The organism is Desulfovibrio aminophilus DSM 12254, assembly GCF_000422565.1.
Lineage (GTDB): Bacteria > Desulfobacterota > Desulfovibrionia > Desulfovibrionales > Desulfovibrionaceae > Aminidesulfovibrio > Aminidesulfovibrio aminophilus.
This window is the reverse complement of sequence record NZ_AUMA01000008.1, coordinates 92,805-115,135: the sequence shown is the minus strand read 5'-3', so window position 1 is coordinate 115,135 and position 22,331 is coordinate 92,805. Positions and strand designations below refer to the sequence as shown.

Genomic DNA, 22,331 nt, shown 5'->3' with positions numbered 1-22,331 from the left:
CGAAAGAAGCCGCGCCGGCGCCCCAGGCGGGCATCCGGCGCGGCGCTCATGTTTCGGAACTCCGACCGCCCCGTCCTAGTAACGGTAGTGGTCGGGCTTGTACGGCCCGTCCTGGGACACGCCGATGTAGTCGGCCTGCTCCTTGCTCAGCTTGTCCAACTTGGCGCCCACGCGCTCCAGATGCAGGCGGGCCACCTCCTCGTCCAGCTTCTTGGACAGGATCATGACCTTGGGCTCATAGGTATTGGCGGCTAGGTCCATCTGGGCCAGGACCTGGTTGGTGAAGCTGTTGCTCATGACGAAGCTGGGGTGGCCCGTGGCGCAGCCCAGGTTCACCAGGCGTCCCTCGGCCAGGACGATGATCGAGCGGCCGTTGGGCAGGGTCCACTTGTCCACCTGCGGCTTGACCTCCACCTTCTTGCACTTGGGGTTCTCCTCCAGGAACGACATCTCGATCTCGGAGTCGAAGTGCCCGATGTTGCAGAGGATGGCCTCGTTCTTCATCTTGAGCATGTGCTTGCCGGTGATGACGTGCCAGTTGCCCGTGGCGGTGACGAAGATGTCGCCCAGGGCGGCGGCATCGTCCATGGGCATCACCTCGTAGCCTTCCATGGCGGCCTGCAGGGCGCAAATGGGGTCGATCTCCGTGATCAGGACGCGGGCGCCGAAGCCGCGCATGGACTGGGCGCAGCCCTTGCCCACGTCGCCGTAACCGGCCACGACCACCACCTTGCCCGCGATCATCACGTCCGTGGCGCGCTTGATGCCGTCGGCCAGGGACTCGCGGCAGCCGTAAAGGTTGTCGAACTTGGACTTGGTCACCGAGTCGTTGACGTTGATGGCCGGGAAGAGCAGTTCGCCCTTCTTCTGCATGTCGTAGAGCCGGTGCACGCCGGTGGTGGTCTCCTCGGACACGCCCCGGATCGAGGAGGCGATGCGGGTCCACTTGCCGGGGGCGGTCTTCACGCTCGCGGCCAAACGATCCATGACGATCTGGAATTCCTTGTTGTCCTGCTTCTTCTTGAGCAGGGCGGGATTCTTCTCCACCTTCACGCCCTGATGCACGAGCAGCGTGGCGTCGCCGCCGTCGTCCACGATGAGATCCGGGCCCGAGCCGTCAGGCCAAGTCAGGGCCTGCTCGGTGCACCACCAGTACTCCTCCAGGGTCTCTCCCTTCCAGGCGAAGACCGCGGCGGTCTTGGCCTTGGCGATGGCCGCGGCGGCGTGGTCCTGGGTGGAGAAGATGTTGCAGGAGGCCCAGCGCAGGTCCGCGCCCAGGGCGTGCAGGGTTTCGATGAGCATGGCGGTCTGGATGGTCATGTGCAGGCTGCCCATGATCTTCAGGCCCTTGAGCGGCTTCTTCTTGCCGTATTTCTTGCGCAGGGCCATGAGGCCGGGCATCTCGTTCTCGGCCAGGTCCAGCTCCTTGCGGCCCCACTCGGCCAGGGCGATGTCCCTGACCTTGTGCTTGAGCTTGGGGTCCACGGGCATGATCTCGGTTTTCTTCGCGGGCATGTGCATCCTCCTCGGGTGTTCTCGCGCCGATTGTGCGCCATGACGGCGCGCCGCGGCATTATTTTTTCACGGCTTCGTAGACCACGACGGTCAGATTCCTGTTCACGGGGAAATTTTTGCTCTCGGCCAGCTCGAAACGGGCCTGGGCCAGCCACTGGCGCACGGTTTCGGGCGGGAAACCCAGGCGATGGTCGCCGTAGGCCGCGCGCATATGCTCGTCGGCATGCTCATCGAAATCCGCCACCACGAGGCGGCCGCCGAGCTTGAGCACCCTGGCGGCCTCGGCCAGGGCCTCGCGCGGCTCGGCCAGGTGGTGCAGGACCATGGACATGACCGCGAAATCGGCCTCCCAGTCGCGCAGGGGCAGGTGGGTCAGTTCGCCGATGCGCAGGCTCACCGAGCCGTTGTCGCGGAAGCGGCGGGCCGCGATGTCCAGCATGCGCGGCGAGTTGTCCACGCCGATGGCCTTGGTCGCGCGCGGAGCCAGCAAGGCCAGCAGCTCACCCGTGCCGCAGCCCAGGTCGGCCATGACGCCCCGGCCTGGCATGCGCTTGAGGATCTCGGCGGCCAGATCGAAGTCGCCCAGGATGTCGGCCTGAAGGCGATCCCAGTCCGGGGCGATGGAGTCGAAGAAACGTCGCGTGGCCGAGGCCCGCTCGCGCACCACGGCGGCGGCCTCGTCCAGGTCGCGGGCGGCGTCCTCTCGCTCGGCCAGCAGGGGCCGCACCGCATCCAGAAAGGCCCGGCCGGGCCCGGTCTCGACCGCGCGATAGAAGGACCAGAGGCCTTCCCGGCGCAGAAGCAGCAGGCCGGAGTCCACCAGCACCTTGAGATGGCGCGAGATGCGGGACTGCCCCATGCCCAGAACCTGGACAATCTCGCCCACGTTCAGTTCATGGCGCAGGAGAATGCCCGCCAGCCGAACGCGCGTGGGGTCGCCCAGGGCCTTGCAGAGCGTCACCAGATCCATGGACGGCAACCTATATCTGAATATCTTGATGCAAGCATGAAGCACATGTAGCCAAGCCGGGGCAAGACGTCAAGCCTTCACGAAATCCCCACACCCCCTGCCCTGAAATCCGGCGAAGCCGGGCAAAGCCGCTTGCCCGAAAGAGTCCACCCTATTATAGGAAAGGATGCTCTGTCCGCGCTGACGGAGCGGAGGAACATGTCGGACCGAATTCCCTTCCGCCGCAAGGGCGGCCCCAAACGCATCGGCGCGGCCGTGGGCAAGCTGCTCGGCCGCCTGGACCAAAAGGGCGGCTTGCGGTTGGTGCGCCTCTGGCGAGCCTGGAACGACCTGCTCGGGCCGGAGATGGCCGAAATCATGCGCCCACTGGGGCACAGGGGCCGGACGCTGCTCATCTCCACCGGCGACCCGGTGGTGGCCCAGGAGGCCAGTTTCCTGGCCCCGCTGGTTTTGGAGAAGATCAACGAATTTTTCGGTGAAGAAGTCTTTGACAAAGTGCACTTCGAGCTGCTAAGCGGCAGGATTCCGTTGGGTGAGCAACGAGCCGAGGTGCTTTCGTCGCTCCGGGAAAAACCCAAGCGGCCGGAAAATTTAGGCAATTTGGCACAGCTGCTCAACAGCGACTCGCCCGTGGCCCGCTGCTACCGGGCTTACCTGCGGCTCTTCGCCGCGCAAGAGAACGACCCGACCCCGAGCGGGGCAGGAGGACATCATGAGCGACGACAAGATCATTGAGATTTCCTTCGAGAGCCTGGGCCTGACCAAGCCCCTCGAGAAGATGACCGCCAAGGAGCTGCGCCAGCTCTGCATGGACAAGATCCCGCAGATCCAGGGCGCCTCGGGCATGACCAAGGAAGACTTGGTGACCACCATCAAGACCACCTTCGGCATCAAGGATGAGGAAGGCGCGGTCAGCCCTTACAAGGATCAGGTGCGGACCATCAAGCGCACCATCCGCGAACTGCGGGTGAAGAAGACCGAGCTGAGCGCGCGCAAGGAGAAGGAAATCCTGCGCCGCAAGATCAACAAGCTGAAGAAGCGCACCCGCCGTCTGGCCGCCGCTGCCTAAGGCAGTGAGCGTAAAGGCTCCGTCCGGGACTTGACTTCCGCGCCCGGAGCCGCTAAAGGCTGTGCCTCGCTGCTGGGGGATCGTTCAATTGGCAGGACGGCGGATTCTGGCTCCGCTAATCAAGGTTCGAGTCCTTGTCCCCCAGCCAAGCTTTCCCAGATTCGTCCCCATCGTCTAGCCCGGTCCAGGACGTCGGCCTTTCACGCCGATAACAGGGGTTCAAATCCCCTTGGGGACGCCAACGATTACAAAGGGTTGCAGCTTCGGTTGCAACCCTTTTCCTTTCCGGAAACGGTCCTGGAAACGGTTTCGGAAACGGCTACCGTCCGGAACCCGCTCCAGCACTCTTTTCCCGAAACAACGACACGACCTTCCCGCTTCCGAACACCTCGTCCAGCGCCGCCTTGGTCCCCCGCAGGGAATGCAGGTAGCGCGCGGTCGTGGTGGCCGACTTGTGCCGCAGGATCGCCTGGATCGTGGTCAGGGGCAGCCCCGACTTGTCCAGGATGGAAGCGGTCAGGTGCCTGATGGAATGGATGTCGAACCGGGGAACCCCGGCCCGATCGCAGAGGGTGCGCAGCCAGTGCTGCCGTGAGGTGAACGCCCGTCCGTTCTCGGGCTGGGCGAAGACGTGCAGGCTGCTGGTGCGCTTTTTCAGTTCCAGAAGCGCGGCCCGCAGGTCTTCCGTCATGGGAATCCAATCGGGCTCCAGGGTGCCGCCCAGGCGCTTGCGCGTCCAAAGCCGCACCCGTCCGTCCTCGAAGTCCAAATCATCCCAGCGCAGGCGGAAGATTTCCATCTTGCGGGCCGCCGTGTGCAGGAAGGCCAGAAGCATGATCTTGTCCTGCTCCTGGGCGATCTCGTACACGGCCCAGAAATCCGCCTCCGTGGGAATGTGCCGGGGGTGTCTCTCCTCGGCGAACTTGTCCACGGCCCGGAAGGGGTTGCGCTCGGGAAGCTCCAGATACTTGCGGCCCCACTCCCAGGCGGCGGCCAGGTTCTTTCTGTCCTTGTTCGCCGCGTAGCCGGAACGCTTCACGCTCTGTTCCCGCAGAAGCCGGAAGGCCAGGGGCACGGACACGTCCGCGGCCAGTCCCTTGGAGGACGTGACCCGGAACAGCCGGGCAAAGGCGTCCCGCTTCTCACGGTAGGTCTTCGACGAAAAGCGCTCCTTGGCATAGTCCAGATACTCATTCGCCCAATCCAAGGCCGTGACGATCTTCATCCTCTCTTTCTCGTCCGGCGGGCTCCAGGCCTCGTCCGCCCGCATGGCGGCTTCCCAGGCCAAGGCCTCGGCCTTGGTGTCGAACAGCTTCTGCCGTATGGCTCCGTCCCGCTGGACGCGAGCCATCCAGCGAATCCGGTTGCTCTTCCTTATCTTCGAAGGCATCCCGTATTCTCCTCAGTATTTCGTTTTCAAAGAACACGAGACGTCCGCCCAGGCGGAGGCCCCCCAGCTGGCGAGAGTACTTGAGCACCGTGTTCGGGGCAACCCCGAGCACCTTGCCCACCTCCCGGGCGGTCATGGCTCGTCCCAGCTCCTCAGTCAGGCCCATTCCCGGCCTCCCGGCTTCCGCTACGGTCCAGACGCTTTTCCACGTCCAGCACCATACCGAAAAACCGAGACCTGAAAAGGGCCGGAAAAGCACTTGTCCCACAAAGTGCGTATCCTGCAAAATCGGTATGGTGCTATATTTAACTAATTTTCATAAATTTTTCCTCGAATGCGTTTCGGAGAGCTGTGTCTCCGGCGAACTCGGCTGTGTCTGGGCGGAAAAGGCTTGTGTCCGCGCGGAAATCGGGTGTGTCTCACGGAGAAAAGGCCGTGTCCGGGGCAAAGGGGGCTGTGGCTGAAAAATTTCACGCGCCCCGGGGCACGCTTCCACCGACGCGCGGACAGCGTCAGGACTTGGAACCCTATGCGTTTTAGGATAATCTCCATCCATGAAAACGAATCGGACTTCCATCCACGCCAGAAGCGGCGGGCGAACGACGGACAAAAAGGAAATCGCGCGGCGGCTGCGCGCCTTGGACATGGGCTTTCATTCGAACCGGCTGGAGGGGGTGACCATGTCCGACGCGAAGCTCGCCAGGGCGAGGGACATGGTCCGCCAGGGCATGGACCTTGAAGAGGTCCGAACCGCCATGACCGGAGAATTCCGGGCGGAAACGCAAGGCCGATGAAATACGACGCGGGGTACGACAGATACACGGACCCCGAAACGGGCGTCCTGTTCAACAGGGAAAACATCCGCGAGGCACGGCTGCTGGAAATTTTCGCCAGCGAACAAGCCGCATTCCGCGCCCCGACCCTCCCGGACGGGAATCTGGACGCGCACCATCTCCAGGCGATCCACTTTCATCTCTTTCAGGATGTTTTCGACTGGGCCGGGGAGTTCCGCGACTGCCCCCTGGCGATTGGCGAAACCCTCTTCTGCCAGCCCCAGTTCATCCAGAATTGCCTTGATTCAAGCCTGAAAGACGCCCTCCCCGCCACCTGGGGGCAGCTGGCTCGCGACCAACTCGCCGCGCGTCTGACTCACTATCTCATTGAACTGAACGCCGTTCATCCCTTTCGTGACGGCAACGGCCGGGCGATCCGGGCCTTCATCGTGAACATGGCCGAAAAGGCCGGGTATGCCCTGGGGTTCAGTCACATTGCGCGGGATGCGTGGGTGGAAGCCTCCATCCAGGGGCAGAACGGCGACAACACCCAGATGACCGAACTTCTGAAAAACGGATTGGAACCCCTCACCGAATAAACACGCGAGGCAGTCCATGCGCTATGCCGCCCTGCTCCACAAAGACGAAAACAGCTCCTACGGAGTTTCCTTCCCGGACCTGCCCGGCTGCTTCTCGGGCGGGGAGACTGAGGAAGAGGCCATGCGCAATGCCGCCGAGGCCCTGGCGCTCCATATTCAATGCCTCAAGGAAATGGGACAGGAACCTCCGACTCCATCGACCTCCGCTCACATCGGGAACCAATTCTGGAATTGGTGGGGCTGACGTTTCACGTCGTCGTTGCTTGAATGGGCGCCTTTTCCCAGGCGTCTGAACTCCCGCCTTCTATCTCCTGCAGCTTCGCCGCCGCTGTCTGATCGTTTCACCGATCTGTTCAGGCCCCTCGGAGCCTCGCGCTCCTTCCCCCATGATGGACCGGCCCGTCTCATGGGGTCGTCTGGGTCAGGCACGACGGCGATGCCTTACGGCCTGTATATTCAAAGACATCACCTGGCCGCCCCTAGCCAGACGACTCGCCTTTATGTAACGTACCGCCACTCCCGGAACAGCCGCCTCACGGCTTCTCCGGGCGAATTCCCAGTACGAGGAAGACCACGCTCCATGAACCAACCCGCCCTTTCCGCCTTCATCTGGTCCGTCGCCGACCTTCTTCGCGGCGACTATAAACAATCAGAATACGGCAAGGTCATCCTGCCCTTCACCGTGCTCCGCCGCCTCGACTGCGTGCTCAAAAAGACCAAGCCCGCCGTCCTCGCGGAATACAAGGCCAAGAAGGCGGCGAGGGTGAACCCGGCCCCCTACCTGCTCCGCAAGTCCGGCCAACACTTCTACAACACCTCGCCATTGGACCTGCCCAGGCTCCTGGGCGCGCCGGACGACATCCGCGAGAACCTCGCCAAGTACGTGCAGTCCTTCTCGCCCGAGGTCGAGGACATCTTCACGCGCTTCGACTTCTTCTCCCAGATCGACCGGCTGGCGAAGTGCAACCTGCTCTTCCTCGTCACCGAACGCTTCGCGCAGATCGACCTGCACCCGGACGAGGTTTCCAACGCCCAGATGGGCCTGATCTTCGAGGAACTCATCCGCAAGTTCGCGGAAGCCTCCAACGAAACCGCCGGAGAGCACTTCACCCCGCGCGAGGTCATCCGCCTCATGGTTTCCCTGCTGTTCGCGGAGGACGAGGAGGAACTCACCAACACCAGCGCCGTGCGCACCATCTACGACCCCACGGCGGGCACGGGCGGCATGCTCTCCGTGGCCGGGGAGTACCTGGAGGCGCGCAATCCCAGAGCCCGGCTCACCATGTTCGGCCAGGAGCTCAACGACGAGTCCTACGCCATCTGCAAGGCGGACATGCTCATCAAGGGCCAGGACATCGCCAACATCGTGCCCGGCAACACCCTCTCCGACGACGGGCACCCGGCCAAGACCTTCGACTACATGCTCTCCAACCCGCCCTTCGGCGTGGAGTGGAAGAAGATCGAACGCGAAGTGCGCAAGGAGCACGAACAGGAGGGCTACAACGGACGCTTCGGCCCCGGCCTGCCCCGCGTGTCCGACGGCTCCCTGCTCTTCCTGCTGCACCTCATCAGCAAGATGCGCCACGCGGACCAGGGCGGCTGCCGCTTCGGCATCGTGCTCAACGGCTCACCCCTGTTCACCGGCGGCGCGGGCAGCGGGGAAAGCGAAATCCGGCGCTACGTGCTGGAGAACGACCTGCTCGAAGCCATCATCGCTCTGCCCACGGACATGTTCTACAACACGGGCATCTCCACCTACGTCTGGATTCTCTCCAACCGCAAGGACGCCGCGCGCAAGGGCAAGGTCCAGCTCATCGACGCCGGCTCCTTCTGGCAGAAGATGCGCAAGAGCCTGGGCAGCAAACGCAACGAGCTTTCCGACCAGCACATCGCGGACATCACGGCCCTGTACAGAGACTTCACCGAGGCCAGGCTCGCCACGGTGCTCGACGAAAACGGCAAGGAGACGGCCCGCCAGATCCTCCTGCCGGGCGACGCGGCCCCCGAGGCCCCGACGGGCGGCAAGGTGAAGGCCGCGCCCCTTTCGCGCATCTTCAAGACCCAGGACTTCGGCTACCGCACCATCACCGTGGAGCGCCCCCTGCGCGACGAGGCCGGAAAAGTCGTGCTGGGGCAGAAGGGCAAGCAGAAGGGCAAGCCGCAGCCGGACAGCAGCCTGCGCGACACCGAAAACGTGCCCCTGGCCGAGGACGTCGAGGCCTACTTCAAGCGCGAGGTGCTGCCCCACGCGCCGGACGCCTGGATCGACCAGGGCAAGACCAAGGTCGGGTACGAGATTCCCTTCAACCGGCACTTTTACGTGTTCGAGCCGCCGCGCCCGCTGGCGGAGATCGACGCGGACCTCGCGGCCACGTCCGAGCGCATCGTCGCCATGCTCAAGGGGCTGCGCGCATGAGCTTCCCACGCTACGAAAAGTACAAGGACTCCGGCGTGGAGTGGCTAGGGGAAGTGCCGGAGCATTGGGACTTGAAACGCCTTGGCTACTTCTTCTCGGAAAGACGCGAGAAGGTCAGCGACAAGGACTATGCCCCGCTTTCCGTGACCAAGAATGGCGTTGTTCCGCAGTTGGAGACAGCCGCCAAGACGGATGACGGTGACAACAGGAAAAGAGTCTGTGCAGGTGATTTCGTCATCAATAGCCGCTCTGACAGGAAAGGTTCTTCTGGGCTTGCATCAATTGATGGTTCCGTCTCGTTGATTTGCACAGTCCTTGAACCTCGTACAATAAATGCCGCGTTCACCCACCAGCTATTAAGAAGCATTCCCTTTCAAGAGGAATACTACCGCTTTGGAAAGGGTATCGTTGCCGACCTCTGGAGCACGAACTATTCGGAGATGCGCAACATCACTCTTGCCATCCCATCCGAGGCTGAACAGCAGGCCATCGCCGCCTTTCTCGACCGCGAGACCGCCAAGATCGACGCCCTCGTGGCCGAGCAGGAGCGGCTCATCGCCCTGCTGGCGGAAAAGCGCCAAGCCATCATCTCCCACGCCGTCACCAAGGGTTTGAACCCCGACGCGCCCATGAAGGACTCCGGCATTGAGTGGCTCGGCGAGGTGCCGGAGCATTGGGAGGTGAAGCGGCTCAAGTTCATGGCAACGGTACAAACAGGCATCGCCAAGGGGAAAGATTACGCGGGGCAGACCACAATCGAAGTGCCTTATCTTCGCGTGGCCAACGTGCAAGACGGCCATTTGGACTTGGAAGAAATGGCGACGCTCTCGATCCCGCAAGCGGACCTCCCTCGCTACTTGCTCCAGCCAGGAGATGTGCTCATGAACGAGGGCGGGGATTATGACAAACTTGGGCGAGGGCATATTTGGAGCGGCGAGATTGTCCCCTGCATTCATCAAAACCATGTGTTTGCAGTTCGCCCGCGAGGCGTCTCTGCGCAGTGGCTCAACGCATTTACCAGCTCAAGCGCCGCACAGTTTTATTTCATGAGCCGTTCCAAGCAAAGCACGAACCTCGCGTCAATTTCTTCAAGCAACATCATGGAGCTTTCTATTTCAGTTCCGCCTTCAGAGGAACAAGAGATCATCCTCACATACTTGGGGAGTGAGATCGCCAGAGGCGAAACCCTTACCCAAGAGGCAACCCGCGCCATTGAACTGCTCAAGGAACGCCGCGCCGCGCTCATCTCCGCCGCCGTCACCGGCAAAATCGACGTGCGCGGGCTGGTAGACAAGGAGGCCGCATGAGCGACATCAAGCTGTTCCGCACTGGCCCCAACGGCGTCGCCGAACTCAAGGGACAGTCCATGGCCCTGGAGCGCACCCTTCAGACCCTCATGGAACGGAACCTTGAGACCCTGCTCGGCGTCCGCTTCCTGGCGTCCGAGCACTCCACCGGCGCACAGCACCGGGGACGCATCGACACGCTCGGCATCGACGAGAACGGATGCCCGGTCATCATCGAGTACAAACGGACCAGCAACGAGAACGTCGTCACCCAAGGTCTGTTCTATCTCGACTGGCTGTTGGATCATAAGGCCGAATTCAAGCTGCTCGTGCTCGACAGGCTGGGCAAGAAGGCCGCCGCTGAGATCGAGTGGTCAGGCCCGAGACTGCTGTGCATCGCCGGAGACTTCACGAGGTATGACGAACACGCCGTGCGGCAGATGAACCGCAACATCGAACTGATCCGCTATCGCCATTTTCCGGAGGGCTTTCTCATCCTTGAACGGACGAAGGCCGTCAGCACCGAGCCGGAGGTTCACGAGCGAAAAGGCAAGGAGTCTTCCCCAAAGCACTACAAGAGCGTTTCCGAACATCTCGGCGGCGCGCCCGACGGCCTCAAAGAGCTTTACCAGGCCCTGGAGGACACGTTGCTCGCCCTTGGCGATGATGTGGAAAAGAAAGTGGTCAAGTGCTACATCGCCTTCATGCGGATCAAGAATTTCGCCTGCGTGGAAGCCCGCGTGAAGGAGCAGCGTCTGCTGGTGTACGTCAAATGCCCGCCGACTCCTGAAAACCTCATCGAGGGTTTCACGCGCGACCTGCGCAACATCGGGCACCTCGGCACGGGCGACCTCGAAGTGACCATCCGCAACCGCGACGACATCATGAGGGCGCAACGGTTCTTTGAGCTGAGCTACCAGGAGAACTAAGCCAATGGGCGATCTCCACAAGGAAACCCACCTCGAAACGGAAATCTGCGGGCATCTGGCCGCGAACGGCTGGCTCTATGCCGAGGACGACGCCAAGGGATACGACCGGGCGCTTGCCCTGTATCCGGCGGACCTCATCGCCTGGGTGCGGGAGACGCAGCCAAAGGCCTGGGAAGCCCTCGCCAAGGACAAGGGGGCCGACACGGGCGTCGCCCTGGCCCAGCGGGTCCGGCAAATCCTGGCCCAGCGCGGCGCCCTGGAGACCCTGCGCCACGGCGTGGACATGGTGGGGCTCAAGCAGGCGCTCCCGCTGGCGCAGTTCAAACCGGCCATGTCCATGAACCCCGACACCATCGCCCGCTATGCCGCCAACCGGCTCCGCGTGGTGCGTCAGGTTCACTACTCCCTGCAAAACGAAAACTCCATCGATCTGGTTCTGTTCCTGAACGGCATTCCCGTCGCCACGGCGGAACTCAAGAGCGATTTCACGCAGTCCGTGCAGGACGCCGTGGACCAGTACCGCTTTGATCGCGACCCCCAGCCCAAGGGCAAACCAGCGGAGCCGCTCCTCGGGTTCCCCAGCGGGGCGCTGGTGCATTTCGCCGTGAGCAACAGCGAAGTATACATGACCACCAGGCTCAAAGGGGCCAAGACGCGCTTCCTGCCCTTCAACAAGGGGCACGACGGCGGCGCGGGAAACCCGCCCAATCCCAAGGGGCATCCCACGGCCTACCTCTGGGAAGAAGTCTGGCAGCGCGAAAGTTGGCTGGAGATTCTCGGGCGCTACCTCGTGGCCGAGCGGGACGGCAAGAAGCAGATCAAGGCCCACATCTTCCCCCGCTACCATCAGCTGGACGCCACGCGGAAGCTGCAAGCCGCAATCCTCAAGGATGGGGAGGACGGCAACGGCAAGTATCTCATCCAGCATTCCGCAGGCTCCGGCAAGACTTACTCCATCGCCTGGACCGCCCATTTCCTGTCTGATCTGCACAGTTCCTCGGACAAGAATCTCTTTGACTCCGTTCTTGTCGTCTCTGACCGCACCGTGCTGGACGAGCAACTGAGGGAAGCCATTTTCAGCTTCGAGCGCACCATGGGCGTGGTCGCGTCCATCACCAACGAGGGGAGCAGCAAGAGCAAAGCCCTGACCGCCGCATTGTCGGGCAACAAGAAGATCGTTGTCTGCACCATCCAGACCTTCCCCTTCGCCCTGGAAATGGTGCAGAAGCTGGCCGCCACCGAGGGCAAGCGTTTCGCCGTCATCGCGGACGAGGCCCATTCCTCACAGACCGGTGAGGCCGCCGCCAAGCTCAAGGCCGTGCTCAACGCCGACGAGTTGAAAGACCTGGAGGACGGCGGCGAGGTTTCGACCGAGGACGTGCTCGCGGCGGAAATGGCGGCGCGCGCCGCGAAGAAAGGCATCACCTACGTGGCCTTCACCGCCACCCCCAAGCACAAGACCCTTGAGCTTTTCGGCCAGCGGCCCCGCCCGGATCAACCGGCCGGGCCGGACAACCTCCCCGAGCCCTTCCACGTCTACTCCATGCGCCAAGCGATCGAGGAAGGCTTCATCCTCGACGTGCTCAAGAACTACACGCCCTTCAAGACCGCCTTTCGACTCGCCTATGAGGGCAAGGAATACGACGACACTCAGGTGGAGCGGAGCGAGGCGCTCAAAAGCATCCTGCGCTGGGTTCAACTGCACCCGTACAATGTCTCCGAGAAGGTCCAGATGGTGGTGGAGCACTTCCGCAAAATGGTGCAACCGCTCCTGAGAGGCCGAGGCAAGGCCATGGTCGTGGTCGGCAGCCGCCTTGAGGCCGTGCGCTGGAAGCTCGCGATGGACGCCTACATCCGAAGCCAAGCATACAAGCTCGGTTCGCTCGTCGCCTTCTCCGGCGAGGTGAACGACAAAGAATCCGGACCGGAGCCGTTCACGGAGAACAGCAAGACGCTCAACCCCGCCCTCAAGGGCAGGGACATCCGTCGCGCCTTCGCCACTGATGATTTCTCCATCATGATCGCCGCCAACAAGTTCCAGACGGGGTTCGACCAACCCCTGCTGTGCGGCATGTATGTGGACAAGCGCCTCGCCAGCATTCATGCCGTGCAGACCCTCTCGCGCCTGAACAGGGCGTACCCAGGCAAGGACAACGTCTACGTCGTGGACTTCCGCAACGACCCGGCCGAAATCCTCGCGGCCTTCAAGATTTACCACACGACGGCGGAACTGGAAGACGTCACCGACCCGAACTTGGTTCTCAACCTGCGGGCCAAGCTCGACGCCTCCGGCCACTACGACACGCCGGAAGTGGAGCGCGTCGTTACCGTTGTATTGAACCCGAAAGCGAAACAGAGCGACCTTGTCGTGGCCCTCACTCCGGTGGCGGACCGTCTGCTCCGGCGCTTCAAGGCCGCCAAGGAAGCGCTGGCCGCCGCCCTGGCGGACAAGGACGAGACGGCGGCACGGGAGGCGCGGGATGCGATGAACTCGCTTGCCCTCTTCAAGCGCGACCTCATGACCTACCTGCGCATGTACGCCTTCCTCTCCCAAATCTTCGACTACGGCGACACCGATGTGGAGAAGCGGGCCATCTTCTACAAGCGCCTGCTGCCCCTGCTGGAATTTGGAAGAGAACGGGAGGGCGTGGACTTGAGCAAGGTGGTGCTGACGCACCACAGCCTCAAATCCCAGGGCAAGGTGTCGCTGCCCTTGAACGAAGGGGAGACGCCAAAAATCAAACCCATGACGGAGTCCGGCGACGGTTCGGTGCAGGAGAAGGAAAAAGCCTTGCTGGCAGACATCATTGCCAGGGTGAACGACCTGTTCGAAGGCGATCTCACGGACGACGACAAGCTCGTCTACGTGAACAACGTCCTCAAGGGGAAGTTGCTTGAGTCGGACCTGCTTGTTCAGCAGGCCATGAGCAACACGAAGGAGCAGTTCGCAAACTCGCCGGACTTGGCCCGGGAAATTCTGAACGCCATCATGGATGCCCTTGAGGCCCACACGACGATGAGCACCCAGGCGATCAACTCGGAGAAAGTGAGGGCGGGCCTGAAGGATGTCTTGCTTGGGCCGGGACGACTGTATGAATCTCTTCGCCAAGTTGACGGCGTAGCGTGATCCGAGGCCGAATTTCTTGACCAGAAGAACGCGGAAACGGTTCCGGAAACGGTTTTGGGTGCGCAGGATGCGCAAATGAGGAAAATTTGCGACGTAACTAGCTGATTTTGCGTTTAAAGGGGGGCCTTTCACGCCGATAACAGGGGTTCAAATCCCCTTGGGGACGCCACAACAATTTCAGGCGGTCAGGTGTAGAACCTGACCGCCTGTTTTTTCATACGGCGCGGTCCGAACACGGGGCCGCTCCGTTGAAGCCGGTGCCTTTTTTTCATGCGGCACCTGTTTCAAAGGTCGCGCAGCCTGTGTTGCGGGGCTCATGATCTCCCCTTCCCCATTGCCGTTTTCCATCGTCTTTACATCCCGCAGGGCTCCGACTGGACGAATTCGTCACGGCGAAGTATATCTGGACGCAAACACTTCCGGCGGGATCATTTTCCCGCGCGACGCGTCCCGCCCCGGAGTGTCCAGCCTGAAATCACGCTGAATTCCAGCCGTCGCGCCGTTCGGCCGCCCGCAACATTCTTCGACCGGAGGCGAGTTCCCATGTCCCCTTCGGCTCCTCTGACGCCTCTCGTGAGCAGGGCCTCGCAGGGCGATGCAATCGCTTGGCGGTGCATCATCGACCGGTTCTACCCCTGGACCATGCGCCTGGCGCGGCGTTGGCTGCCCGCCGGCCTGCAGGCGGAGGACGCGGTGCAGGAGGCCTTTCTCACCGCCTTCCGCAAGCTCGGCCAGCTGCGCGTCAACGAGGCGTTTCCCTCCTGGCTGGCGGCCATCGTCCGCTCTCAATGCCTGCGCATGGCGGACGCCCAACCCCGAACCGTCTCCCTGGACCAGGACGACGTCCGCGACCTGCTTCCGACTCCCGGCGCCAGGACGCCGGAAGAGGCCCTCTGCTCCGCCGAAATGCTGTCGGCCTTCGACGCCACGCTGGAAGACCTGCCCGGGCACCTGCGGGACGTCTGCCGACTGCATTACCGGCGGGGCTGGTCCGTCCCTGAAGTGGCCAGAGCCTGCTCCCTGCCGGAAGGCACCGTCAAGAAGCGCCTGTTCAATGCCCGTCCCCTGCTCCAGGAACGCATGGCCGCATTCCGTTGCGAGACGCTCTTCCGCGTGGGCTACATGCCGGTGTCCGACCACCTCTTGGCCATGTGCGCCGACCATCTCAATCAGGGCCGCAGCCTGCCTCTGCTCTCGCGCCGCTACCTCTCCTGGGCCGCCCTGGCGGCGGACCTGGCGCGCGGCCGTCTGGACGCCGCCTTCATCATGGCCCCCCTGGCCCTGAGCCTGCGCGAGGCCGGCGCCCAGTTGCTGTACGTCATGGACGGACACCACGACGGCAGCGCCATCTCCATCTCCAGGCACACGATGCGGCGGCAACGCATCGGCCTGCCCAGCCCGTTCTCCACCCACGGCGTGCTGCTGCACCGCTTCATGAGGGAGCACCCGGAACTTGCCGGCCTGCCCAGTCTGGTCGTCAATCCCTCCTCGATCATCAATTCCCTGCAGCGGAACGAAATCGGCTCCTTTTTCTGCGCCCAGCCTTGGAGCGCGAAATGCGTCCGGGACGGAATCGGCGATACGGTCATGAATTCCCGCGACATCCTCCCTGGCCACCTCTGCTGCATCCTGGTCGTACGGAGGGATTATGCCGCCCGGCAGGGGCAGGTGGTGGCGGATTACCTGCGCGCCCTCTACGCCGCCAGAAACAGACTCCGCCGGAACGCCCGCTTCGGCGCGGCCGTGCAGTCCGACCACACGGGCATTGATCCAGACATCGCCCGACAGGTGTTGGACGAGCGGATCGTCAGTTTTGACGATCTGGAGCCGGACGAAGGCCGCATGAAGACGTTCGCCGACATGGCCCACGAAGCCGGAGTGCTTTCAGCGCCCTGCGACCTGAGCGGGTTCGCCTGCGCGGACTTCCTTCCCCGATCCTCGTCCTGAATCACGTTTTTTTGTAATTTCGCGTCGATTCCGGGAACCTTTTCCCGACTCGGACGCTCTCCTCTTGAGAGGGGACGGCCGCGGGCGACCACGGCTCTTCCCGTGTTCCACACTGTGAACGGAGGGCGGCAGAATGCATGAGAGCAAATGGATTCCGACGGTCTGCTACCAGTGCAAGGCTGAGTGCGCCATCCTGGCCCGCGTGGAGGACGGCGTGGTCAAGGAGGTCAAGGGCAACCCCAGGGCGCGGGGCAAGATGTGCGTCAAGGGCATGGCTGGCATCACCACGCTCTATTCCAACGAACGGCTCAAGCATCCCCTGAAGCGCGTGGGCGAACGCGGCGAGGGCAGATTCGAACGCATCGGCTGGGACGAGGCCATGGACATCATGGAGAAGAAGCTCCGCGCACTCATCGCGCGCGGGGAAGGACACAAGTTCACCTACTCCATGTTCCCGCACTCCACCACGGACCCCAAGTGGCGCTTCGTCAACGCCGTGGGCGGATTCATCTCCACCGGCCTGCCCCATTGCGACTCGGCCAAGATCATGGCCCATCTGCACACCTTCGGCTGTTTTCCCAACCACCACATCGCGCCCATGTACTTCACGGTGCCAAAGGGCGGCATCATGATCCTCTCCGGGCGCCATCCCTTCGGCTGCCTGGACGACGCCTGCGTCCCCCGGGACATCCTCGACGCCAAGGAGCGCGGAGCGAAGCTGGTGGTCATCGACCCCATCTTCCGCACCGAGGCGGCCAAGGCCGACTGGTGGATTCCCATCAAGCCCGGCGGCGACGCGGCCCTGTTCCTGGGCATGTGCCACCACCTGCTGACCAAGGGCCTGTACGACAAGGCCTTCTGCGACAAGTGGGTGCGCGAGGGCGACATGGACGGACTCATGGCCTTCATCAAGGACAAGACGCCCAAGGCCATGAGCAGGATCTGCGACGTTCCGGCCAAGGACATCATCAAGCTGGCCGAGATGTGCGCCGCCGCCCCCAGCGTCTGCGTGGACGCCTTCAAGTCCATCATGTACGGCAACGCCATGGACTGGGGCCAGGCATGGTCCATCTTCCTGGTCATCACCGGCAACCTGGACAACCCCGGCGGCCAGCCCATGCCGGAGATCGCGCCCATGGCCCCGGTGAAGCCGACGCCGCCCGCGCCGGATCTCAAGACGCTGGGCTACCACCGCACCGGCCCCAACCGCGGCAAGTTCGACAACTACACCTTCTTCCTCGAACCGACCTGGTACGCGGCCCAGGCCGTGAAGGACGACGGCCTCAAGGTCTTCTTCGCCTCGGAATGCAACCCGGCCCTGTCGGAGATGGGCTCCGGTGAATGGCGCGAGGCCATGAAGATGAAGAACCCCGACGGCTCCTACAAGCTGGAGCTGTTCGTGCTCACCGAGATTCTGCCCTCGGAGACCATGAAGTGGGCCGATCTGGTGTTGCCGGACCAGACCAACTTCGAACGTTGGGAACTCCTGTACATGCCCTGGTGGTACAACTTCGGACACACGGCGGCGGTCTGCCGGCCCGTGGTCGAACCCATCGGCGAATCGCGCCACGCCAACCGCGTGATGATCGAACTCGGCAAGCGCATGTTTCCGCAGTACTTCGCCTTCAAGGATGATGTCGAATACTACGACATCGAACTCTCGGGCGTGGGCATGTCCATGCGCGAGGTGCTCGACAACGGCGCGCTCTGGTCGCCGGGCACCGTGGGCTTCCGCAAGTACGAGGACGCGGGCAGGTTCAACACGCCCAGCGGCAAGATCGAGCTGGAATGGCGGATGTACGAGAACATCGGCCGCCAATGGCCCAGCCCCGAACTGCCCCTGGAGTTCCGCAAGGACGAGGAGAAGTACCCCTTCATCCTGGTGAACTTCCGTACCATCTTCCTGAACAACACCGGGGCTTGGTCGCAGAACAACGCCCAGCTCCGCGACCCCGTCTCCGGGCTGGACGCCAATCCGTTGATCCTCAACCCGCTCGACGGGGCCAGACTGGGAGTCGCCGACGGGGACATCGTGACCGTGGAGTCGAGCACGGGCAAGGTCCGCGTCCCGGTCCAGTTCACCGAGAAGATCAAGCCGGGCTGCGCCGGGATCATTCACGGATTCGGCCAGACCATGGGCAAGGTCGCGGCGCGGGGGCCGTGGTTCGGAGACAACGAGCTGATCGCCGACGCGGGCTCGCATCTTGAGGAACAGGATCTGCGCGGCGGAGAGGCCCACGTCTCCACCCGGGTCAGAATCTCCAAGTAAAGGGAGGGCGACATGAAACAATTGAGCATCATGGTCGACCTCGACCGCTGCATCGGCTGCAAGACCTGCATCGTGGCCTGCCGCAACCACCACGGCCTGGTGGACCACGAGAAGGCCATGCCCGGCGACATGAGCCACTACCTGCGGGTGGAGAGCGAACTCACGGGCGTCTATCCGGACCTCCGCGAGGACTACTGGGTGGTCATGTGCCAACACTGCAAGAAGCCCCCTTGCGTCAAGGCCTGCGAGGCCGGGGCCATCCGCAAGGATCCGCAGACCGGCATCGTGCTCATCGACCGGGACAAGTGCACCGGCGCCGGGAAGTGCATCGAGAAGTGCCCCTACGACGTCATTCAGTTCGACGCGGCCGGGAAGTTCGCCCACAAGTGCGACCTCTGCCTGAAACGGGTCATCCACGGCCAGGAGCCCGTCTGCGTGGAGGTCTGCCTGGCCGACGCCCTGAGCTTCGGAGAACGCGAAATCCTGCTCATGCGGGCGGACGCCGCGGGCAAGAAGGTGATCAAGAAACGCAGCAGCCAGGCCATCCTCTATGTGAAAAGCTAGCACGCGCCTTGGCCGGGCGGCCGCCACAGAGGGCCGCCCGGCCAAGGGCCGAGACCGCCGGAGGGCGCCATGATCCAGATACGGTTGCGGGCGCCGTGCAGACGGGAGTTTCAAAAGGACGTCTACAGGCCGGGGGTCATTTCCCTGGCCCGCCTGCTCTGGGGTTCCCTGGGGGGAGGGCTGGCCCTGGCCGCCATCGCCCTGTTGTCCGGCCTCTGCGGGGTGGGGGTGCTCTATCCCCCCCTGGCGGCCACCTGCTTCATCAACGCCGCCTGCGTCTACCTTCGGGTGGCCCGCCCACGGCAGGTCATCATCGGGCACATGGTTTCCAGCGTGGCCGGTCTGCTGGCCGTGGCCCTCGGCGACTCCCTCGCGACCCTGCTGAATCCCGGCGCGATCCCGCCGCTCAAGCTGGGCCTGGCCGTGGCCCTGGCCGCGCTCTTCATGCAGATGTTCGACGCCGACCATCCACCGGCCGCCGCAACGGCGGCCATCCCGGTCATCCTGCCGCTGCCGATGGAGCCTCTGCTGCTGCCGCTGCACATGGCCTGGGGCGGCGTCATCGCCGTGCTGGCGGCCCTGCTCTGGAATCGCGTCTGGTTCGACTATCCCGCGCCCGAAGGGGAGGACTGCCCCATGTGCCTGGGGCTGCACCTGGGGCGGATGGAGACGCTGGGGCTCGGGCTGTGCGCCGGAGCGGCCGCTCTCATGGGCCTGCGACCGCTGTCCCTGAAGTTGTACTGGTGCGGGATGGGGGTCATGTCCCTCGGCGGTCTGCTGCTCATGCTCATCCCCTTCACCGAGGCCCGCCTGGTCTCCGGCAGGGAGCCTTCAGGCTGATTCCTGCCCGGAGGCCGCCGCTCCCGCGGGGTGAAACTTTCGCCGCGGACCATCTCCGGCGTTGCGCCCGGGCCCGGCCTGGGCTACAGGAGGCCAACCCGGAGGAGGCCGCATGTTCATCGTCCTGGTCCGCTACGTGAAGCCCCTGCCCGTCATCGACTCCCTGCTGGAGGCCCACATCCGCTTCCTTGAAGAACATTTCCAGGGCGGCGTGTTCCTGGCCGCCGGACGCCAGGAGCCGCGCACCGGCGGCGTCATCCTGGCCCGGGCCGCAAGCCGCGAGGAATTGGAGGCCATCCTGGCCCGCGATCCCTTCGCCGTGGAGGGCGCGGCCACCTACGACATCACCCGCTTCGTGGTCTCGCGCGCCGCGCCGGAGCTCTCCTCCCTGCGGGAAGAGGCGTGAGCCGGGAGGCGGGCGCCTCGCCCGCGCCGCCTCACGAATACGCGGCCTGCGAGCCGGTGCCGCCCCAGGCCAAAAGCATCGGCTTCGGCCACATGCTGGCCATCTGGACCGGGGCCAACGCCAACAACGGCACCTGGTACGTGGGCGGCGTGGTAGCCGGGGCGTCCTTCGGCGGCGCGGCCCTGGCCACGCTCACGGCCAACCCCCTGGCCTACCTCGTCATGGCCCTGGTGGGGCTGATCGGCTTCCGCACCGGCGTCTCGACCATGGCCCTGACCCGTCCGGCCCTGGGGCTCTCGGGCAGCATGCTGCCCTCGCTGCTCAACGTGGTCCAGCTCGTGGGCTGGAACGCGGTGAACACCTTCATCGCGGCCATCTCCGTGACCTACATCCTGCACTACTGGATCGGCACCCCGCCCTTCGGCTCGCCCGGGGACACGGGCCCGCTGCTCGTCGGCCTGGGCCTCATGGCCCTGCTCAACATGCTCTCCATCCTCTACGGGCACCGCTCGGTGAAGGTCATGGAATGCCTGGGCACCGTGGCCATCCTGGCGCTGGGATTGTGGGAGACCGTGCTCGTGCTGCGCGACGTGCCCCTGGCCGCCATCTGGCGCTGGAGCCCGCCCGAGGGCCAGCTCATGCCCGTGGGCCGGGCCGTGGACGCCATGGCCGCCTTCAGCCTGGGCTGGGTGCCGGTGATCGCGGACTTCACCCGCTATTGCAGGACCAGGAGCGCGGCCACGCTGGCGCCCGTCCTGGGGGCCAACCTGGGCCTGTTCTGGTTCGCCTTCGTGGGCATCATCTGCACCATCGCCGCGGCCGTGACCACCGGCGTCTACGACCCCAACCTCTCGGACCCCAGCTCCACGGCCGCGCGCCTGGGCCTGGGGGCCTTGGCCTTCGTCATCATCCTGCTGGCCAGCGTGACCACCAACGCCATCAACATCATGGGCGCGGGCATCTCCATGACCAACTGCCTGCCCCGGCTGCGGGCCATGCCCGCGCTCTGGATCACCGCCCTGCTCTCCGTGGCCCTGAGCCTCGTGCCGCTGTTCCTGGCCTCGTTCCTGGAGTCCTTCATCCTCTTCCTGGACGGCATCGGCATGCTCTTCGGCCCGCTCTTCGGCATCCTGCTGGCCGACTATTTCCTGCTCCGACGGCCCTATCTCGCCGCCGAGCTGACCAACCCGGACGGCCCTTACCGCTACCAACGCGGGGTGCGGCGCTCGGCGGTTCTGGCCTGGGCCCTGGCCGTGGGCGGGTTTCTCGCGTTCAAACAGATTCCGGCCATGACCGACGGACCGGGCTGCATCTTCCCCAGCCTGCTCCTGGCCGCGCTCCTGCATGTGCTGCTGTCCCGCCCCGGCCGGGGTGTTCAACCCTTGGGCCTGAAGTCCGAATAGCCCCAGACACGGTGGCGAGCGTCGGCGTCCGGCCAGAGCTCGGGCCGGGGGGCGATGTCCCAGTCCCAGGCCCTCTCGGGCTCGGGCAGGGCCGCGCCGAAGAGCGGATCCTCGCACTCCAGGACCGTGCCGCCCCGGAGCTTGCGTCGCTCCACGTCGGCGATGAGGCAGACCCGGGCCCGGAAGCCTCCCAGCCAGGCGAGATGCGCCTCCACGATCCGGCGGGCGAAGTCTTCCAACTCCCCGGCGTCGAAGCCGGGAAAACGGCGGCCGACGCGTTCCAGAAACGGCAGGGGCAGCTGCGAAAGAAGGTTGTCGGAAACCACCAGGTCTAGGTCGCGACGGTCCAGGAAATGCGTCGGCGCGGGCACGGCCAAGTCCGGAGCCCGATCCGCGCGCAGATCGGCCCAGACCCGTTCCCCCAGGTCGGTGAGGTCGCGGGCCGCCAGATCCACGTTGGGCAGGCGGCGCGCCCGGCGGCGGATCGCGGGCAGATGCAGGACGTCGCAGAGAATCACCTGCTCGAAGAGTCCGGACAGCTCCTCCAGGGGCACGTCCAAAAGCAGGCCGGAACCGGCCACGAGCGCGGTCCTTCGCGGGGAGCAGTCGCGGGCCGCGTCAAGCATGAGCGCGCGGCAGCGCTCCAGGTGCGGGGCCCAGGCGCGGCGGCAGCGGCGATGGCGCGCGTCCAGGGAGATGAGCCCTGAAAGATGCCCCAGGGCCCGGACCTGACGAGGACAAGGCGTGCAGAGGTAGCGCAGAACCTCGAAGAGCATGAATCCCCCCGGGACGATGTTCCGAGGCGGACCTGTTACGTCATGGCCCCGC

General features: G+C 64.1%; 18 protein-coding genes and 2 tRNA genes. 16 read left to right on the top strand and 4 right to left on the bottom strand.

All coding sequences use genetic code 11. The features are described 5' to 3' along the window. Positions 1–75: 75 nt before the first annotated feature. Entirely contained in the window at positions 76–1,515 is a 1,440-nt protein-coding gene (gene ahcY, locus H587_RS0105675; protein WP_034608627.1) for an adenosylhomocysteinase, read from the bottom strand. Between the two features lie 58 nt (positions 1,516–1,573). Then, a complete protein-coding gene (locus tag H587_RS0105670; RefSeq protein WP_027175440.1) occupies positions 1,574–2,485 on the bottom strand; it encodes an ArsR/SmtB family transcription factor in 912 nt (303 codons plus the stop codon). Between the two features lie 198 nt (positions 2,486–2,683). Between H587_RS0105670 and H587_RS17440 the strand changes: the two genes are divergently transcribed. The 4 genes from H587_RS17440 (at position 2,684) to H587_RS0105650 (ending at position 3,795) form a co-directional block, all read left to right on the top strand. Next, positions 2,684–3,220 carry a DciA family protein gene (locus H587_RS17440; RefSeq protein WP_084630439.1) on the top strand — a complete coding sequence of 179 codons (537 nt, stop codon included), beginning with the start codon at positions 2,684–2,686 and terminating at the stop codon, positions 3,218–3,220. Then, positions 3,198–3,554 (top strand): ATP-binding protein, encoded by a 357-nt coding sequence (locus H587_RS0105660; protein WP_051202473.1) that lies wholly within the window; start codon positions 3,198–3,200, stop codon positions 3,552–3,554. Before H587_RS17440 ends, H587_RS0105660 begins: the two co-directional genes overlap by 23 nt. Positions 3,555–3,627: 73 nt before the next feature. After that, a tRNA-Gln gene (locus H587_RS0105655) sits at positions 3,628–3,702 on the top strand. 15 nt (positions 3,703–3,717) lie between these two features. Continuing rightward, positions 3,718–3,795: transfer RNA gene (locus tag H587_RS0105650), tRNA-Glu, on the top strand. A gap of 78 nt (positions 3,796–3,873) precedes the next feature. Here the strand turns inward: H587_RS0105650 and H587_RS17435 are convergent. After that, positions 3,874–4,905, bottom strand: coding sequence for a tyrosine-type recombinase/integrase (locus H587_RS17435; RefSeq protein ID WP_051202472.1), 1,032 nt, complete (start codon positions 4,903–4,905; stop codon positions 3,874–3,876). Between the two features lie 829 nt (positions 4,906–5,734). Here H587_RS17435 and H587_RS0105635 point away from each other — a divergent pair. The 12 genes from H587_RS0105635 (at position 5,735) to H587_RS17420 (ending at position 21,503) form a co-directional block, all read left to right on the top strand. Further along, a complete protein-coding gene (locus H587_RS0105635; protein ID WP_034608626.1) occupies positions 5,735–6,316 on the top strand; it encodes a Fic/DOC family protein in 582 nt (193 codons plus the stop codon). Positions 6,317–6,332: 16 nt separating this feature from the next. After that, the gene (locus H587_RS17430; protein WP_051202471.1) at positions 6,333–6,560 is read left to right on the top strand and encodes a type II toxin-antitoxin system HicB family antitoxin; all 228 of its coding nucleotides are present in this window, start codon (positions 6,333–6,335) and stop codon (positions 6,558–6,560) included. 336 nt (positions 6,561–6,896) lie between these two features. Then, positions 6,897–8,732 (top strand): type I restriction-modification system subunit M, encoded by a 1,836-nt coding sequence (locus tag H587_RS0105625; RefSeq protein WP_027175436.1) that lies wholly within the window; start codon positions 6,897–6,899, stop codon positions 8,730–8,732. Next, on the top strand, positions 8,729–10,039 hold the full coding sequence (locus H587_RS0105620) for a restriction endonuclease subunit S (protein WP_027175435.1): 1,311 nt from the start codon (positions 8,729–8,731) through the stop codon (positions 10,037–10,039). Before H587_RS0105625 ends, H587_RS0105620 begins: the two co-directional genes overlap by 4 nt. After that, a complete protein-coding gene (locus H587_RS0105615) occupies positions 10,036–10,947 on the top strand; it encodes a DUF5655 domain-containing protein (protein WP_027175434.1) in 912 nt (303 codons plus the stop codon). The genes H587_RS0105620 and H587_RS0105615 overlap by 4 nt, the downstream gene beginning before the upstream one ends. Before the next feature lie 4 nt (positions 10,948–10,951). Further along, positions 10,952–14,074, top strand: a complete 3,123-nt coding sequence (locus H587_RS0105610) for a type I restriction endonuclease subunit R (protein ID WP_027175433.1) — start codon at positions 10,952–10,954, stop codon at positions 14,072–14,074. A 573-nt stretch (positions 14,075–14,647) separates the two neighbouring features. After that, positions 14,648–16,021, top strand: coding sequence for a sigma-70 family RNA polymerase sigma factor (locus H587_RS0105605; RefSeq protein WP_245560827.1), 1,374 nt, complete (start codon positions 14,648–14,650; stop codon positions 16,019–16,021). Between the two features lie 133 nt (positions 16,022–16,154). Next, positions 16,155–18,290, top strand: coding sequence for a molybdopterin-containing oxidoreductase family protein (locus H587_RS0105600; RefSeq protein ID WP_027175431.1), 2,136 nt, complete (start codon positions 16,155–16,157; stop codon positions 18,288–18,290). A gap of 12 nt (positions 18,291–18,302) precedes the next feature. Further along, positions 18,303–18,854, top strand: coding sequence for a 4Fe-4S dicluster domain-containing protein (locus H587_RS0105595; protein ID WP_027175430.1), 552 nt, complete (start codon positions 18,303–18,305; stop codon positions 18,852–18,854). A 69-nt stretch (positions 18,855–18,923) separates the two neighbouring features. Continuing rightward, on the top strand, positions 18,924–19,694 hold the full coding sequence (locus tag H587_RS17425) for an HPP family protein (RefSeq protein ID WP_034608624.1): 771 nt from the start codon (positions 18,924–18,926) through the stop codon (positions 19,692–19,694). Between the two features lie 112 nt (positions 19,695–19,806). Further along, a complete protein-coding gene (locus tag H587_RS0105585; protein ID WP_027175429.1) occupies positions 19,807–20,100 on the top strand; it encodes a YciI family protein in 294 nt (97 codons plus the stop codon). Beyond that, entirely contained in the window at positions 20,097–21,503 is a 1,407-nt protein-coding gene (locus H587_RS17420; RefSeq protein WP_051202470.1) for a cytosine permease, read from the top strand. Before H587_RS0105585 ends, H587_RS17420 begins: the two co-directional genes overlap by 4 nt. Here H587_RS17420 and H587_RS0105575 read toward each other — a convergent pair. After that, a complete protein-coding gene (locus tag H587_RS0105575; protein WP_027175428.1) occupies positions 21,476–22,279 on the bottom strand; it encodes a hypothetical protein in 804 nt (267 codons plus the stop codon). The genes H587_RS17420 and H587_RS0105575 overlap by 28 nt on opposite strands. Between the last annotated feature and the right edge of the window lie 52 nt (positions 22,280–22,331).

What these genes read in the sequence shown, in the direction of transcription:
- ahcY (WP_034608627.1), bottom strand. Translation starts at nt 1,515, where the DNA reads ATGCCCGCGAAGAAAACCGAGATCATGCCCGTGGACCCCAAGCTCAAG.
- H587_RS0105670 (WP_027175440.1), bottom strand. Translation starts at nt 2,485, where the DNA reads ATGGATCTGGTGACGCTCTGCAAGGCCCTGGGCGACCCCACGCGCGTT.
- H587_RS17440 (WP_084630439.1), top strand. Translation starts at nt 2,684, where the DNA reads ATGTCGGACCGAATTCCCTTCCGCCGCAAGGGCGGCCCCAAACGCATC.
- H587_RS0105660 (WP_051202473.1), top strand. Translation starts at nt 3,198, where the DNA reads ATGAGCGACGACAAGATCATTGAGATTTCCTTCGAGAGCCTGGGCCTG.
- H587_RS17435 (WP_051202472.1), bottom strand. Translation starts at nt 4,905, where the DNA reads ATGGCTCGCGTCCAGCGGGACGGAGCCATACGGCAGAAGCTGTTCGAC.
- H587_RS0105635 (WP_034608626.1), top strand. Translation starts at nt 5,735, where the DNA reads ATGAAATACGACGCGGGGTACGACAGATACACGGACCCCGAAACGGGC.
- H587_RS17430 (WP_051202471.1), top strand. Translation starts at nt 6,333, where the DNA reads ATGCGCTATGCCGCCCTGCTCCACAAAGACGAAAACAGCTCCTACGGA.
- H587_RS0105625 (WP_027175436.1), top strand. Translation starts at nt 6,897, where the DNA reads ATGAACCAACCCGCCCTTTCCGCCTTCATCTGGTCCGTCGCCGACCTT.
- H587_RS0105620 (WP_027175435.1), top strand. Translation starts at nt 8,729, where the DNA reads ATGAGCTTCCCACGCTACGAAAAGTACAAGGACTCCGGCGTGGAGTGG.
- H587_RS0105615 (WP_027175434.1), top strand. Translation starts at nt 10,036, where the DNA reads ATGAGCGACATCAAGCTGTTCCGCACTGGCCCCAACGGCGTCGCCGAA.
- H587_RS0105610 (WP_027175433.1), top strand. Translation starts at nt 10,952, where the DNA reads ATGGGCGATCTCCACAAGGAAACCCACCTCGAAACGGAAATCTGCGGG.
- H587_RS0105600 (WP_027175431.1), top strand. Translation starts at nt 16,155, where the DNA reads ATGCATGAGAGCAAATGGATTCCGACGGTCTGCTACCAGTGCAAGGCT.
- H587_RS0105595 (WP_027175430.1), top strand. Translation starts at nt 18,303, where the DNA reads ATGAAACAATTGAGCATCATGGTCGACCTCGACCGCTGCATCGGCTGC.
- H587_RS17425 (WP_034608624.1), top strand. Translation starts at nt 18,924, where the DNA reads ATGATCCAGATACGGTTGCGGGCGCCGTGCAGACGGGAGTTTCAAAAG.
- H587_RS0105585 (WP_027175429.1), top strand. Translation starts at nt 19,807, where the DNA reads ATGTTCATCGTCCTGGTCCGCTACGTGAAGCCCCTGCCCGTCATCGAC.
- H587_RS0105575 (WP_027175428.1), bottom strand. Translation starts at nt 22,279, where the DNA reads ATGCTCTTCGAGGTTCTGCGCTACCTCTGCACGCCTTGTCCTCGTCAG.